The following is a 14,636-nucleotide window of genomic DNA, read 5'->3' as shown; positions in this document are numbered from 1 at the left end:
ACCTGTTTGAAATTGCTATAAGCACAAAATTTTCGCTCACGATTCCGATGCAATTGCCCCAAGACTGACCGGGACTGGGGATGCACTCAATATCCGGGGTAAACGGTGCTTAAAGCCACACAAAATTTCCCAGGTGATAGTGTCTAAATCGTTTGCCCAATCCTGCGCCGTGATTTGGTGATTGCCCTCCCGCCCAATTAGGGTGACGATTTGCCCCACCTGCACCTCTGGCACCGCCGTCACATCCAACATCAGTTGATCCATCGTGATCATGCCCACTTGCCGCACCCGACGCCCCCTCACCAAAGCCGTCATCCGATTGGATAACCCCCGGGGCACCCCGTCCGCATAACCGATGCCCACCGTCGCCAAACGCATGGGTTGCGTCGCCACAAACCGATGCCCATAGCTCACCCCCGTCCCCGGCGCAATTTCCTTGATTTGGGTAATCCGTGCCCGTACCCCCATCACCGGGTGCAGAGGCAGAATCCCCTCCAGGTGTGGCGCTGGTGCATACCCGTACAGAGCCAAGCCCACCCGCACCATATCGTAATGCAGATGTCTATCCAAAAGCATTCCGGCGGAATTGGCAAGATGCACTTTGGGACAGGGAATGCCCAGCCGTTGCACCTCCTGGAGTACCTGGCGAAACCGTTGCTGTTGTAAATACACCCCCTGGGGGTCGGGGTCATCCGCCGTCGCCAAATGGGAATAAAGACTCGCTAAACGCACGCCAGGGCTATGCCACACGGCTTGGATCAGCGGTATCGCTTCATGCCAAGGTACCCCAAACCGGGACATCCCCGTATCCACATCCAGATGCACCGGCAAAATCGTGCCTGCCGTTTGCGCCACTTGGGTAAATAGCCGCAGGTGTTCCCAGGTCGCCAGGGTCGGTTCCACCCGCCAGTAGAGCAACGCCTGCACCTGTTGCGCCGTGTCCACCCCCCCCAGGAGCAAAATCGGTGCCCCAATCCCCGCCCGCCGCAGTTGAATCGCCTCCCCCAGGGTCGCCACCCCCAACCAGGTCGCCCCCTGCGCCAAAACCACCTCCGCCACTGCCACCGCCCCGTGCCCGTAGGCATCGGCTTTGATCACCGCCAGTAACTCGGTCTGCGCCCCTAAATAACTGCGAATTGCCCTGGTATTTTGCGCCAACGCCACCGGGTCAATCTCTACCCAAGCCCTCGCCTGCGGATCAGGCAAGCATTCCCCAGACATCCGTTCATTCGCTCACACATTAGCCATACGTTACCAGTTCTGGCGCCGGCTGACAAGGCTGGTACAGGGTGGTGCGTTGCCAATGGGGACGACCAATACTGGCAATCGCCGCCTGGAGTTCCGCAACCGTTTTGCTTGTGCCCCCTTGTGCCCCCGCCATCGTGGTAATATGCTCTTCCATCAATGTACCGCCAATGTCATCACAACCCCATTGTAAAGCCTGCACCGCCCCCCCTAGCCCCAATTTCACCCAACTGGGCTGATGATGCTTGACCCACCGCCCCAAAAAGAGCCGTGCCACCGCCGTTAACCGCAAGGTGGCTGTCATGTCCGGTTGCAGTCGCCCCACCCGTCGCCGGAGCATCGCTGGTGCCTGTGCCCCCACAAACGGGAGCAGGATAAATTCGGTCAACCCACCCGTGCGTTGTTGCAGTTCCCGCAGGTGGTGCAAGTGCTGAATTTGCTGGGCAGGGGTTTCCACATGACCGCAGAGCATGGTACTGGTGGTGGGAATTCCCATCTGGTGGGCTTGGGTGACAATCCCCAGCCAGGTGGCGGTGTCAATTTTTTCCGGGCAAATCACCCGCCGTACCCGGTCGTCCAGCACTTCCGCCGCCGTACCGGGTAGGGAGTCCACCCCCGCCTCCTGGAGTGATTTAAGTACATGAGCAATACTGATCCCATCCTGGCGGCTGATGAATTGGATTTCCTGGGGGGAAAAGGCGTGGAGATGGATCCCAGGGGCGGTGGTTTTGATCGCCGTCACCAACTCCCGATAGTAGGCAAGGGTACTGCCCTGGCGTTGGGCGTGGGGATTAAGTCCCCCTTGCAGGCAGATTTCCGTTGCCCCTTGGGTCACCGCCTCCCGGACTTTAGCCGTCACCTGTGCCATCGTCAACCAAAAACTCCCCGGTTGCCCCCCATCCCGGCGAAAGGCACAGAACCCGCAGTGTTGTTCACAGATATTGGTGAAATTCACATTCCGGTTGACCACATAGCTGACCGGCTCCCCCACCAAGGTGCGGCGCAGTTCATCGGCAGCCTGCTGGAGCCATGCCTGTGGGTAGGGTTCGGTTAAAAGCAGGTACCCTTCCGCCGGGGTGATGCTGTTTCCCGCAACGGCACGGTCTAAAATTCCCAGGATCATGGGTGTCGCCAAATCCGAATCGAATTGTCCCGGCTCCCAGAAATGAGAAAGTTGCCATCGGGGGTGAAGGCTAAACTGGTGACCTGCTTGCTGTGCCCCTTGAGGGTATCCCGCTGTTGGCGCAGTACCATATCCCAGGTCTGGATCAAACCATCCTGGTTGCCGCTGACCAAAATGTTGCCCCGGGGCGCAAAGGCGAGGGCACTCACGGCGGTTTTTTGCTCCGGGAAGGAATGCACCCGCTCCCCTTTGTTAAAATCCCACAGGTGAATCAAGCGGTTTTCATTGCCGGTGGCGATCCACTGGCTATCGGGGCTGACCACCACCGCATTGAAGCCATTGTCCCCAAACCGAAACGGCTCGGCAATCGTCCGCAGGGAACGCCCATTCCCCGCTTCCCAAATCACCAAGGTATTGTCCCAGCCGCCACTGACCAACAAAAACCCATCCGGGGTAAAACTCAACCCCCGCACATGACTGCTATGCCCGGTGAGGGTACACAGACATTTGCCGCTCCCCAATTCCCAAATCCGAATGGTTTTATCCTCGCTCCCACTCGCCACCAACCGCCCGTTGGGGCTGACGGCAATCGCACAGATGGGACTGCTGTGTTTGGCAAACATCCCCCCCAGGGTTTGGGTAATTTTTCCTTTGCTCACATCCCAGAGCCGCAGGGTGCGGTCTTCACACCCAGCGACCACGGACTGCCCATCCGGGGTGAATTGCAACGCCATGATCGGTGCCGTGTAGGTGTGGGACCAGAGGGTGGTGACGGTCAAATGCTCCTGCCCGCTCAACTGCCAGACCCGCAAAATCCCATCTTTTCCCGCCGCCGCAATCAGAGTTCCCCCGCCCAAGGCTTCCACACTCGCCACCGCCGTAATCCAGTTGCTGTAGGGTCCCAGGGTACACACACATTCCCAGGTGGGCGTTCTGACTTGGCTGGCAGTGGTATTTTTTTGCCGTTGGGGAAAATTCAAAACCAACTTAGAAGGAGTCGGTGCGCTCGCTGGCTGTAATCGGGAAGGGGTTCCCAGGCGACTGCCCTGGTTGAGGGCTTCCAAATCCTGGCGCACCTCGGTTGCCGATTGGTAGCGTTTGCGGGTCGCCCGTTCCAACAAGCGGTTCAAAATCTGCGCCAACCCTGGACTCACCGGCTCTGCCACGTAGTCCTGCCAGACCCAGCCATCCTGGGACATATCGTAAAGTTCCAGGGGCGGACGACCGGTCATCAGATGCACACAGGTCACCCCCAAGCTGTACAAATCACTGACAAATTCCGCCTTGCCCACCATCTGTTCCGGGGCGGTAAACCCGGCACTGCTGATAATCGTGCGTAAATTGGACATGGAGGTACTCGGGGCAAACTTAGCCGCCCCAAAGTCCACCAAATAGAGCTTGCCATTCACCCCACTGCGGATCACATTTTCCGGTTTCACATCCCGGTGGATCACATGATGGTTGTGCACAAATTCCAAAACCGGCACCAAATCCCGGAGCAATTGCAGTGCCTTCGCCTCGTTGTATGGACCGTACAGTTGCAACTCCCGCGCCAAATTGTTCCCATCAATAAATTCCTGGATAATGTACTGCCGTTGTTCCTGCTCAAAGTAGGCATACAGCTTGGGAATTTGCTCATGGTGCCCCAGTTCATCCAACCGCAGTGCCTCCCGCTGGAAGAGTTCCGAAGCCTTGGCATAGGACTGGGCATCCATTTCCATCGGCAAAAACTGCTTGACCACGCACTTGGGTTTGGAGGGTTTGTCCTCATCCACCGCCAAAAAGGTGCGCCCAAAGCCCCCCTGTCCCAAAGGTCGCAGGGGTCTGTACCGATTTTGTAATACTAAACCACTGCCACAGGCTTGACAAGCCAAAGCCTCTGGGGGATTTTGCCCAGGTCGGGGGCAGTCGGGGTTGAGGCAATAGCTCATGGTCGGCGAGGGTCAGGCTGGGGGTGATTTTACCTTATGTTAACCAAAGATAGGGTGGCTTCTAAACGCCCAGGCAGTTTGGAGATACCTTATTTTACGCTATACTCAACGGGATTCCTTTCGTTGGTGTGGATCAATTGCCGTGACCAGTGGTGTACCTGCAACGCCCCAATTTAACTTTGACCGCCAGTTATGGCGCCGGTTTACCAAGATTGCCCAACCCTATTTTTATCCCCAGGAAAATCGGTTGAATTTTTGGGTGTTTACTGCCCTGCTTGTGGTGTTATTGGTGGCGGTGGTGTGCGTTGCCTTTTTTGTGGTGGTGGGGGGTACCCTGTTGGGGGAATCCTTGGCACCTAATTTTGTGAATAAATATGCTGGTGGTTTGGTGAAACAGGTCAAAGCCTTAGTCGCTTCACCGGCAATTTTTTGGGCAGTGGGAGGATTGGTTCTAAGTGCCCTGGCGTTTGGGCTGACCCGGCGGGCGGTGGCACCCCGTTGGAAACAATGGAGTTTGCTGGGATTGCTTTTATTTCTCTCCTTTGCGGTCAATGGTGCCAACGTCTCCTTGAGTTATATTTTCCGGTTTATTGATACGGCTTTGGGGCAAAAAGACCAGCCCACATTTTGGCTGAATTTAACCCTCTATGGGGGCTTGATTATTGCCGCAATTCCCATTCTAGTAGGCTATCGTTTTACCCGTTTGAAGCTGGGGCTTTACTGGCGAGAATGGTTGACCAAGAGTTTTTTGAATGACTACTTTAAGGATCGTTCTTATTATGAATTAGATTCCAATTCTTCCCATACGGAAATTGACAATCCTGACCAACGGATTACCGAGGATATTCGTTCGTTTACTTCGGTGACGTTATCATTTTTGTTGGATGTTTTGGATACAATATTAACGCTGATTTCATTTACAGCCATTCTCTATACGATTTCTAAACCTTTGACCTATGGGCTGTTGGTGTATGCCACCTTGGGTACGGTGATTGCCCTGGTGGCGGGTCGCCGCTTGATCAAAATTAATTACGACCAATTACGGTTGGAAGCTGATTTTCGTTATGGTCTCGTGCATGTGCGAGATAATGCGGAATCCATCGCTTTTTATCGGGGAGAACCCCAGGAATTGCGGCAGGTCGGTCGCCGTTTTGGTCGGGTTGTTGACAACTTTAATCTGTTGATTATTTGGCAGGCGTTGATTGATTTATTTCAGTATGGATATAACTATTTTACCCGGGTGGTTCCCTATGTGATTGTGGCTCCTTTGTATTTTTCGGGGCAGACGGATTTGGGGACAATCACCCAGGCGTATATTGCCTTTAGTCAGGTGTTGGGGGCATTGTCGTTGGTGACCAATCAGATTCAACAAATTTCCAGTTTTGCCGCTGGGGTGAATCGCTTGGGGGCGTTTGAGGAAGTGTTGTCCCGACAGGGCTTACCAGTAAAGCACCCGGAACAGCAAATTCAAATCCAAACTGCCCAGCAATTGAGCATCCAAAGAATGACGTTATTCACGCCTAATTCGGAGCAGGAGTTGGTGCGGGATTTGACGGTGAATTTAGCCCCGGATGAACGGTTGTTGATTGTGGGGGCGAGTGGGGCAGGCAAAAGTTCGATTCTGCGGGCGGTGGCAGGTTTGTGGACAAATGGTAGTGGTATTGTTGTCCGCCCGGATATTAGCGAAATGCTCTTTCTGCCCCAGCGACCCTATATGTTATTGGGAACATTACGGGAGCAATTACTTTATCCCAAAAATGATGAAACCATTAGCAATGAGCAACTGGCAAAGGTATTAGAGCGGGTGAATTTAGCCTATTTAACAGACCGTTTTAATTGGGATGAAATTCTGGATTGGTCTATGGTTTTATCCCTGGGGGAACAGCAACGGTTGGCATTTGCCCGCATCTTTTTAACCCAACCCCGTTACGCCATTTTAGATGAGGCGACCAGTGCTTTGGATGTGACCAATGAACGGCATTTGTATCAGGAATTGCAACATACGGCGGTGGTCTATTTAAGCGTGGGGCACCGACCGACCTTGGTGGATTATCATCAAAAGGTCTTGGAACTCACCGGCGGGGGGGGATGGCAACTCTTGACGGTGGCGGAGTATCGGGCTAAATTGGCGCAGATGGTGGGGTGAGCTACATTTCTGGTTCAGACTGAAAACGGGAACCCATCCTAATCATTTTCTGTTGAATTTCTTGAGCGATATTGCGGATTTCTGCACAATCACTAGAAATGAGATGAGGCTCAACTTGTATAATGGCTCTCTCTAAACTGACCTGGTGATGGTAAACGAGCTGTAAAATATCAGTTTCGTAAAGACTGGCTCGGTCAAATTGTCCTTGCCGATATAGGGAAGGTAAAGCATAGAGTTTGAGGATCACTAAGCCCGGCTCTCCTGTCCTTGAGGTGATAAGTTTCTCTAATCAGAGAATCCAGCCAAAGTTCTCGCCCGGAAATTATCAAAACGTAAAAAGCCATAGGCTTGCCTCTTAATTAACTTAATTCGATTATTAATTCCTGCCATAACACCACTCGTGGTTCTATTAATAAAATAATTGCAAATTTCTAAGAGATGAGTACGGATTGTTTGGACAACTTTTCCATAAATAGATTGGGCTTTTAGGAGCCATTGTTTGAACTTTTCTTTACCCTCTTCAACCGTTGCACTTAACTCATAGATATTCCTGAACTCTTCTTTCAAGTGATAAGCGATGCTTAAGCGTTTTGAATGAGCAAGTATTGCAGTCAATTTAACTGCTTCTTGTTCGCTCAAGTCTGCTCGATTCTTGAGTAGTATAAATCTGACCCCTTTGGCTGTTATCCTGACCTGTCTACGAATCTGATCTATAGCAGTCCTAAATGAGAATGGAACAGGGGTCGCAGGGGCAACGCCCCCGTCCAAGAAGCACCTGCGGTGTATGGTTCTGGGAAATCTCTGTTCACTAATCAAGTAGGATTGCTATATTACTGTGTACAATTTACACCATAAACTCAGGAGAGCCAATTCTAATAATGACTCCATGATGGTCACGAACCCCGGCTGGGTGGAATCAAACGGCTGGTCACTTGGGCTTTGGCTAATTCCCGCACCAACCGTTGCGCCTGATGCCGATAGATGGGTTCCGGCAGGGTGTTGGGCAATCGCTCCATGAGCTGGCGGCAGAGTTTTAGGTCAAACCCCGTCACCTGGGCAATCACATTCCCGCCGTAAAAAATAGCATCCTTGTTGAGAGCTTTTTGCACCTGTACCTGGTAGCGGGGCGGTAACCGTTCCCCCAGTTCCACCCGTTGCAACCCCCGACTCGTCGCCAGCACCACCAGTTTATCCCCCGGATGCAGGCGTAAATCGTCCGAGGGCATGGTTTTACGCTCTTGCTCGGCGGCGGAATGGTAGTACACCGGCACGACCCCGTAGCCGTAGCTCACCTGCGCCAAAATCAGCCCGTTGAGGGTGTCCCCCGCCTCAATTTCGTATTCCACCACCAGGATGGTACGCCCCTCTAGCCGAAACAAACCCAGGATATTTTCCCCAAAGGCGGCGGCGGCAAAGGCTTCGGCGGCAATTTCATTAGCACATAGGACTTGGGCAAAGGGGAACAACCGGCGCACATTTTCGCTAAAGGTAGGGTCAAAGGTACGAATCACCACCTGGCTTTGGGGATTGATGCCCCGGGTCATCAGGGCAATTTCCAGGTTTTCCAACTCATCATCGGTAACCGTGACGATGCTTTTGGCGGTGTTCAGATTCACCTTGGGCAAGAGGGTTGCCGTAGCACCGCTAAAAATGGGCACCTGGGGCAATACTTCACTGCCCACTTCCATTGAGGTGATCACCGTTAGGGGTTGGCGAAATTCTTGCAATAAATTGGCAACTTGACGACCCACTCGCCCGAGACCGACCATCACCACATGACCTTGGGCGGGCACCGGCGGACGGCGTTGCAAAAATTGGAATTGGGTAGCGAGTAATTTTTCCGTCAGTAGGGCGTAAATCACCCCAGTAAAGGCGATCCCCGTCAGGGTCAACCCCAGGCTCAACAGCCGCAACCACCAGGGCACGGGCAATTCAAACCGCTGTAACCCGCCAAACACATCCCCATACCCGCCCAAAAGCAGGATCATCGTCGTGTAAAATGTGTCCGGGAAATTCAACTCCGGGTAATACAGGTCGTACAGCAGGGTGCCGGTCAGGAGCAGAAACAGCATCAGCCCCGCCACCACCAACGCTACCCGATGGGTTCCCCCCTTTTCCCACCAAGTGCTGATCCGTTCCCGCCAATGCCCCCAGCGGAGCCACTTTTGCCAGTCCCAACCCTGTCGTTTGGGCGTGGTTGGAGCCGCCGTGACCACTGGACTAAAACTACTGGAAGACTGCAATTCCACCGTCACCAGGGTATCCCCCGGATAGGCGAGGATTTCCGGGTCCCAGCGAAACAGGTACAATTCCTCGGACAAAGGGGGGCGGGTCGTGGATTGGTACGCCAACACCTTGCGACTGCGGCTGTAAAGTTCATACAAACGCCGGGAATTTGCCCAGGGGTCCTGCGGGGAAATCACCCGCCGATGCACCTGAAATAGCTGTTCTTCCACCCGAAAAAACCCAATAATTTCCTCCCCCAATGCCGCTAACGTAAAGGGCACCGCTGAAAGTTGGGTCGGTTCATAGGCGACAAAATTATGCAATTCTTGACCCAATAATTCCGTTAGATTTTGCTTCGCCGAACGCACCACCAACCGTACCTTCGGGTTCAACAACCGAGCCGCAAACGCAATTTGGATATTCACCCGTTCATTTTCCGTCACCGCCAACACCGCCCGAGCGTGCGTCACCCCTGCCTGTTCCAAAACCTCCGTCTTGCGGGCATCATCCTCAATCAATTCATCGAGCAGGGTATCCAACTGACCCACCTCCCAATGCTTGGGGCGATTCAGGTCAATGCCCGTCACCCGGATACCAAAATTTTTCAGGTTAACGACACAATATTGCCCCAAACTCCCTAAGCCACAGATGATACAAGCATCGGGAACCGCCGTATTTTCCGGCGCAAAAGTGATCCGGGAAACGGTCATAACCGGGTGAGGGGAACAGGCGTGACAGGAACTGCCTCTAGTTTAGCCCCCAAGGGAAGATTCGGGAAGGAATTGGGTAAACGATTAGGAACGGTACCCATCAGCGGGGGCAAAAATAAATTGGTAATGGGAGGTGGTGATGTCCACCTGTCCCTGGGAAGCATAGGGGTCAAATAAACTGGGTAAATCGTATGCCTGAAGTTGGGCTAAATGCTCACCCAGCATGAATCGCAGGAGTTTCCAGCGATTATCCAAAGTGTCAGGAAACCGTAGGGTATAGGTCACGGTTCGCCGTTGGTAACTAGGGTATAAATTATGAATGATGGGGATTAAATCTTCTGCCAAATGGTAGGGAATTGCTTGCCCTAAAAAATCAAAACAAGAACGCCAAAACTGACTAATGATATTATCTTTACCTGCCATTGTCACTAACATCATGCCCTGGGGATGTCGTCGTTGGAGTAGCCAGGTAATTGTGGCTCGTAAATTGGGTACATAGTACAAAACATGATTGCTGAGAATCAGATGAAATTGGTCGCTAATATCGGGGGGGAGATAGGGAAAACTTTGGATGGGAGAATGGGCATATTGACTGAGCAGATGAACGGCATTGTGGCGATAGGATTCATCGGGTTCAATCAGGGTAATTTCTAATTCTTCAACCGGGGGATGAAACAAATGAAATAGTTTGATAAATCGGGAGGTAAATACGCCGGTGCCACAGCCAAAGTCTAAAAATTTGAGGGGTTTCGCAGGGGGAGTAAATTTGGCAAGGGTTTGTTGATAATGGTATAAATCCTGGTCAAATTCTGTGGTATGGTTTTCAAAAAAAGCGTAATCATCCCGAATTTTGCTAAAAGACTTTTTAGTTGTTTCTGTCATTGTTTTGCCCCGGAAAAATCAACGGTTTCCAGATTTTTTGCTTGGGTAAAATCCGTATTTTTGAGGACAGTACCGCTCATGTTTACTTGCGCTAAATCCGCACCTTGAAAAGTGGTTTTTGTCAAATCTGCACCAGTGAAATTACTACCTTGTAATCGGGTAGCTTTGAGGTCGGCACCGGTTAAATTGGCGGATTGGATTTCCGTGCCATTGGCGAGTACCCCTTGTAAATTGGCGGCGATTAAATTGGCTCGATTGATTTTTGCCCCGCTTAAATTTGCCCCGCTTAAATTGGCATTTGCTAAATTGGTATCCTCCAGGATCGCTCCACTCAAATCAGCACCCTGCAAATTGGCATTGCTGAGGTTAGCACCCGTTAAATTGGCTCCTCGCAAATTCGCCCCTTCTAAATTGAAAGAACTTAAATTCTTGCCCCGTAAATCAACGCCATTTAAGGTACATTGATTGCAGTTTTTTTGGCGCAGGCGGGTTGCTAAATCTTGCTGGGATAGCGGGCGGGCAAGGTAATGCCAGGTGCCGAAACCCAAGGTTATGGCGATCAAAGCCAATGCCAGGGGTCGCCAGCGGTTGGGTTGGGGTTGATGGAGTTCGTGCAGGGCTTGGTGGATAAATTCCGGGGGGATATTCGCCGCCTGACCGGCTTCGAGCAATTCCGTGAGGGAGTAGCTGTCCAATCGTCCCTGGGATTGCAGGTGCAAACGTGCCGCCCGGGTGAAGACGGCAGTGGCTAAATGTTCAGGAATGCGATGGGAACTGGGTTCCATAGGGGGCGGGGTTCACTGGTTTCTAGTTTAGACGGTAGGGCGGAGTTAAGAATTGATAAGAAAAATTAACAGCATTGATTACATATTTTGAGGGGTGATTCCCTTCCTTTTCTGAGCAAGGGTCGTTATGGTAAAAGCAGGGTGGGCAAATGGCTGTACTACTCTGGTTTTATTTACCCTTTTGCGTGATCCCTGTTGTGTTCATCTGAGGTCGTCATGGTGTCCTGGTTTTTGGAGTCGGTCTGGCTGGTGCCTGTGTATCCGTTGGTAGGGACGGTGGTGGCGGCACTTTGGTTTCCGGGGATCATTCGGCGCACGGGTCCTCGTCCGGCGGGTTATGTGAATACGCTGATGACCTTACTGAGTTTGGGGCATACGGTGTTGGCGTTGGTCGCCATGGGGGGGCGGGAACCTCTGAGTTATACCGTGCCGTGGTTGCAGGTGGCGGGGCTGGATTTGTCGTTGCCGTTGGTGGTGTCGCCGGTGTCCTTGGCGGCGATGGTGGTGATTTTTGGGGTGAATTTTTTGGCGCAGGTGTATGCGTTTGGCTATTTGGAAATGGATTGGGGCTGGGCGCGGTTTTTCTCCCTGTTGGCGTTTTTTGAGGCGGGGATGTCTGCCCTAGTCCTCTGCGATTCCCTGTTTTTTAGCTACATGATTTTGGAATTGTTGACCCTGGGCACCTATCTATTGGTGGGGTTTTGGCTGAATCAGCCGTTGGTGGTGACGGGGGCACGGGATGCGTTTTTGACCAAACGGGTGGGGGATTTGTTTTTGTTGATGGGGGTGTTGGCGTTGTGGCCTTTGTCCCACACCTGGAATTTTACGGAGTTGGCGCAATGGGCGACGCAGCCGGAGACGGTGGCCTATGCCGAGGCGCATCCGCAGGTGTTTTTTTGGTTGGGGCTGGCCCTGCTGGCGGGGCCGTTGGGGAAATGTGCCCAGTTTCCGTTTCATCTGTGGTTGGATGAGGCGATGGAGGGGCCCCTACCGGCGACGATTTTGCGGAATGCGGTGGTGGTGGCGACGGGGAGTTGGGTGCTGGTGAAATTGACCCCGATTTTGGCTCTTTCGCCGGGGGTGATGGGGGTGACGGTGGGGATAGGGGTGGCGACGGCCTTGGGGGCGGCGTTGATTGCCATTGCCCAGACTTGTGTGAAGCGCACGTTGTCCTATCCGGTGAGTGCCTATCTGGGTTTGGTGTTGGTGGCGGTGGGGACGGGACACCCGGAAACGGCACTGCTGATGATGTTGACCTATGGGGTGGCAATGGGACTGCCGGTGATGGCGGCGGGGAATGTGGTTTGGAACAGTATTACCCAGGATGTGCGGCGGTTGGGGGGATTGGCGGCACGGCGACCCGTGACTTTGCTGTGCTGGTTGGTGGGGATCGCTGGGGTGGTGGCAGTCCCGCCCTTGGGAGGGTTCTGGAGTTGGTTGCAGTTGGTGACGGATTTGGCGGAGCAATCGCCGGGGCTGGTGGCGGTGGTGCTGCTGGTGAATGGGTTGTTGACCTTTGGGTTGGTGCGGGTGGTGTGTTTGATTTTTGGCAATCGTCCCCAGCCGATGAGTGAACGGTCGCCGGAACTGCACTGGCCGTTTATCCTGCCGATGACGGTGTTGGCGGGGGTGGTGTTACACGTGCCCCATCTGCTGGCGGTGACGGGGTTATTGCCCGCTTGGCAACAGGATTGGGGACTGTTGTTGACCCTGAGTACCCTGTCGGGGGGGAGTTTGGCGGCGCTGGTGTATCTGAGTCCGGGGATTCCCAAGCCGGTGCGGTTGCCGGTGGCGAGTCTCCAGGATTTGTTGGCTTACGACCTCTACACGCCAAAACTTTACCGGCTGACGGTGGTGGGGTTGGTGGATTGGGTGTCCCGGATTACGGATGCGTTGGACCGGTATTTGGTGGATGGGTTGGTGAATTTGGTGGGGGTGGCGACGGTGTTTGGGGGCGAAACGCTTAAATATAGTACGTCCGGGAAGTTTCAGTGGTATTTGTTCACCATTTTGGTGGGCATGGCACTGGTGGTGGGATTGGCGGTGACAACGATTTTGCATTAATTACCTGAAGGAAGCGAGGCGCAACCATGCTCAGTGTTTTGATTTTTGGTCCGATTGTGGCGGGTTTGGCGGTCTTTCTCCTGCGGGATGAACGGCAGGCAAAAACCTTGGCACTGGTGTTGGCGGGGTTGATGGTGGCTTGGATGGGGGTGGTGTTGGCTCGGTTTGATGTGGCAGTGCCGGGAATGCAGTTGCCGGAATTCACTCCCTGGTTGCCAAATTTGGGGCTGAATTATCACCTGGGCTGTGATGGCGTGAGTGTGTCCCTGTTGGCGTTGAACAGTATCATTACTTGGATTGTGGTCTATAGTACGCCGGTGGGGGTGGTGCGTCCCCGGTTGTATTACGGTTTGGTGTTGTGGGTGAGCGGGGGTTTGGCGGGGGCGTTTGCGGCGCAGAATGCCCTGTTGTTTGTCCTGTTTTATGAATTGGAATTAATTCCTGTTTATTTTTTGATTGGGATTTGGGGTGGGGTGCGCAAACAGTATGCGGCGTTGAAATTTCTCCTCTATACGGCGGTGTCGGGGATTTTGTTGCTGGGGGGAATTCTGGCGCTGGGCTGGCTGAGTGGGCAGGCGGATTTTGAGTATGAGCATATCCGGGGGACGGTGGCGGGGTTGCCGCTGGCGGTGCAGGGAACGCTGTTGTTGACCCTACTGCTGGGGTTTGGGATCAAAACGCCGTTGGTGCCCCTGCATACTTGGTTGCCGGATGCCTATGTGGAGGCGTCCCCGCCGATTGCGATTCTGTTGGGGGGGATTTTGGCGAAGTTGGGTACCTACGGGTTGGTGCGGTTCGGGGTGCAGTTGTTTCCGGAGTTGTGGTGGCAGTGGTCGCCGGGGCTGGCGCTCTGGGGCACGGTGGGGGTGTTGTTTGGGGCGTTGGCGGCGATTGCCCAAAAGGATATTAAGCGCATGGTGGCGTACAGTTCGATTGGGCACATGGGCTATGTCATGTTGGGATGTGCGACGGCGACCCCTTTGGCTTTGGTGGGGGCGATTGGGCAGATGGTGAGTCACGGGTTGATTTTGGCGATTTTGTTCCATCTGGTGGGGGTGATCGAGGCGAAGGTGGGCACCCGGGAGTTGGATGTGTTGAATGGGCTGATGAATCCCCTGCGGGGGTTGCCGACGGTGAGTTCCCTGCTGGTGTTGGGGGGGATGGCGAGTGCGGGGATTCCGGGGATGGCGGGCTTTGTGGCGGAATTTCTGGTCTTTCAGGGCAGTTACCAGGTGTTTCCCCTGTTCACCTTGCTGTGTGTGTTGGGGACGGGGTTGACGGCGGTGTATTTCGTGATTTTGCTCAACCGCACCTGTTTTGGCAAGCTGGACAACCGCACGGCGTATTATCCCCCGGTGTGGGCGGCGGAGAAAATCCCGGCGTTGGTGCTGGCGGGTTTGATTTTATTCCTGGGGATTCAACCCCACTGGTTGGTGCAGTGGAGTGAACAGACGGCTCAGGGTTTGTCCCTGACGACGGTGGCGGTGGCACCCCCCATCTCGGAATTATTACCAGAATAATTAA

Annotated in this window: 10 protein-coding genes; 3 read left to right on the top strand and 7 right to left on the bottom strand. The window is 53.6% G+C overall.

Annotated features, from left to right (window positions below; all coding sequences use genetic code 11):
* Positions 1–36 precede the first annotated feature (36 nt).
* The 3 genes from alr to MLD66_RS10015 are packed head-to-tail and all read right to left on the bottom strand — an operon-like array spanning position 37 to position 4,299.
* Entirely contained in the window at positions 37–1,206 is a 1,170-nt protein-coding gene (alr, locus tag MLD66_RS10025) for an alanine racemase (protein ID WP_247217481.1), read from the bottom strand.
* A 34-nt stretch (positions 1,207–1,240) separates the two neighbouring features.
* Positions 1,241–2,368: a 7,8-didemethyl-8-hydroxy-5-deazariboflavin synthase subunit CofH gene (gene cofH / locus MLD66_RS10020; RefSeq protein ID WP_247217479.1), complete on the bottom strand. Its 1,128-nt coding sequence runs from the start codon at positions 2,366–2,368 to the stop codon at positions 1,241–1,243.
* Positions 2,365–4,299, bottom strand: a complete 1,935-nt coding sequence (locus tag MLD66_RS10015; protein WP_247217478.1) for a serine/threonine-protein kinase — start codon at positions 4,297–4,299, stop codon at positions 2,365–2,367. The genes cofH and MLD66_RS10015 overlap by 4 nt, the downstream gene beginning before the upstream one ends.
* 142 nt (positions 4,300–4,441) lie before the next feature.
* Here MLD66_RS10015 and MLD66_RS10010 point away from each other — a divergent pair, with 142 nt between their 5' ends.
* Positions 4,442–6,445 (top strand): ABC transporter ATP-binding protein/permease, encoded by a 2,004-nt coding sequence (locus MLD66_RS10010; protein WP_247217476.1) that lies wholly within the window; start codon positions 4,442–4,444, stop codon positions 6,443–6,445.
* A gap of 285 nt (positions 6,446–6,730) precedes the next feature.
* Here the strand turns inward: MLD66_RS10010 and MLD66_RS10005 are convergent, their stop codons facing one another.
* The 4 genes from MLD66_RS10005 to MLD66_RS09990 all read right to left on the bottom strand — a co-directional run bounded on the left by MLD66_RS10005 (position 6,731) and on the right by MLD66_RS09990 (position 11,048).
* On the bottom strand, positions 6,731–7,213 hold the full coding sequence (locus MLD66_RS10005; protein WP_247217474.1) for a transposase: 483 nt from the start codon (positions 7,211–7,213) through the stop codon (positions 6,731–6,733).
* 125 nt (positions 7,214–7,338) lie between these two features.
* The gene (locus tag MLD66_RS10000; protein ID WP_247217472.1) at positions 7,339–9,381 is read right to left on the bottom strand and encodes an NAD-binding protein; all 2,043 of its coding nucleotides are present in this window, start codon (positions 9,379–9,381) and stop codon (positions 7,339–7,341) included.
* Positions 9,382–9,465: 84 nt separating this feature from the next.
* Complete coding sequence (locus tag MLD66_RS09995) at positions 9,466–10,263, bottom strand: methyltransferase domain-containing protein (protein WP_247217471.1); 798 nt, start codon at positions 10,261–10,263, stop codon at positions 9,466–9,468.
* Entirely contained in the window at positions 10,260–11,048 is a 789-nt protein-coding gene (locus tag MLD66_RS09990; protein WP_247217469.1) for a pentapeptide repeat-containing protein, read from the bottom strand. Before MLD66_RS09990 ends, MLD66_RS09995 begins: the two co-directional genes overlap by 4 nt.
* Before the next feature lie 216 nt (positions 11,049–11,264).
* Here MLD66_RS09990 and MLD66_RS09985 point away from each other — a divergent pair, with 216 nt between their 5' ends.
* Both MLD66_RS09985 and MLD66_RS09980 read left to right on the top strand, forming a co-directional pair.
* Positions 11,265–13,112, top strand: coding sequence for an NAD(P)H-quinone oxidoreductase subunit F (locus tag MLD66_RS09985; RefSeq protein WP_247217467.1), 1,848 nt, complete (start codon positions 11,265–11,267; stop codon positions 13,110–13,112).
* 26 nt (positions 13,113–13,138) lie between these two features.
* Complete coding sequence (locus MLD66_RS09980) at positions 13,139–14,632, top strand: NADH-quinone oxidoreductase subunit M (RefSeq protein ID WP_247217465.1); 1,494 nt, start codon at positions 13,139–13,141, stop codon at positions 14,630–14,632.
* Positions 14,633–14,636 lie beyond the last annotated feature (4 nt).

It is taken from the genome of Synechococcus sp. C9 (assembly GCF_022984075.1).
Classification (GTDB): Bacteria; Cyanobacteriota; Cyanobacteriia; order Gloeomargaritales; family Gloeomargaritaceae; genus Gloeomargarita.
Note: the sequence above shows the minus strand (reverse complement) of the source record. Positions and strands in the feature narration are given on the sequence as shown.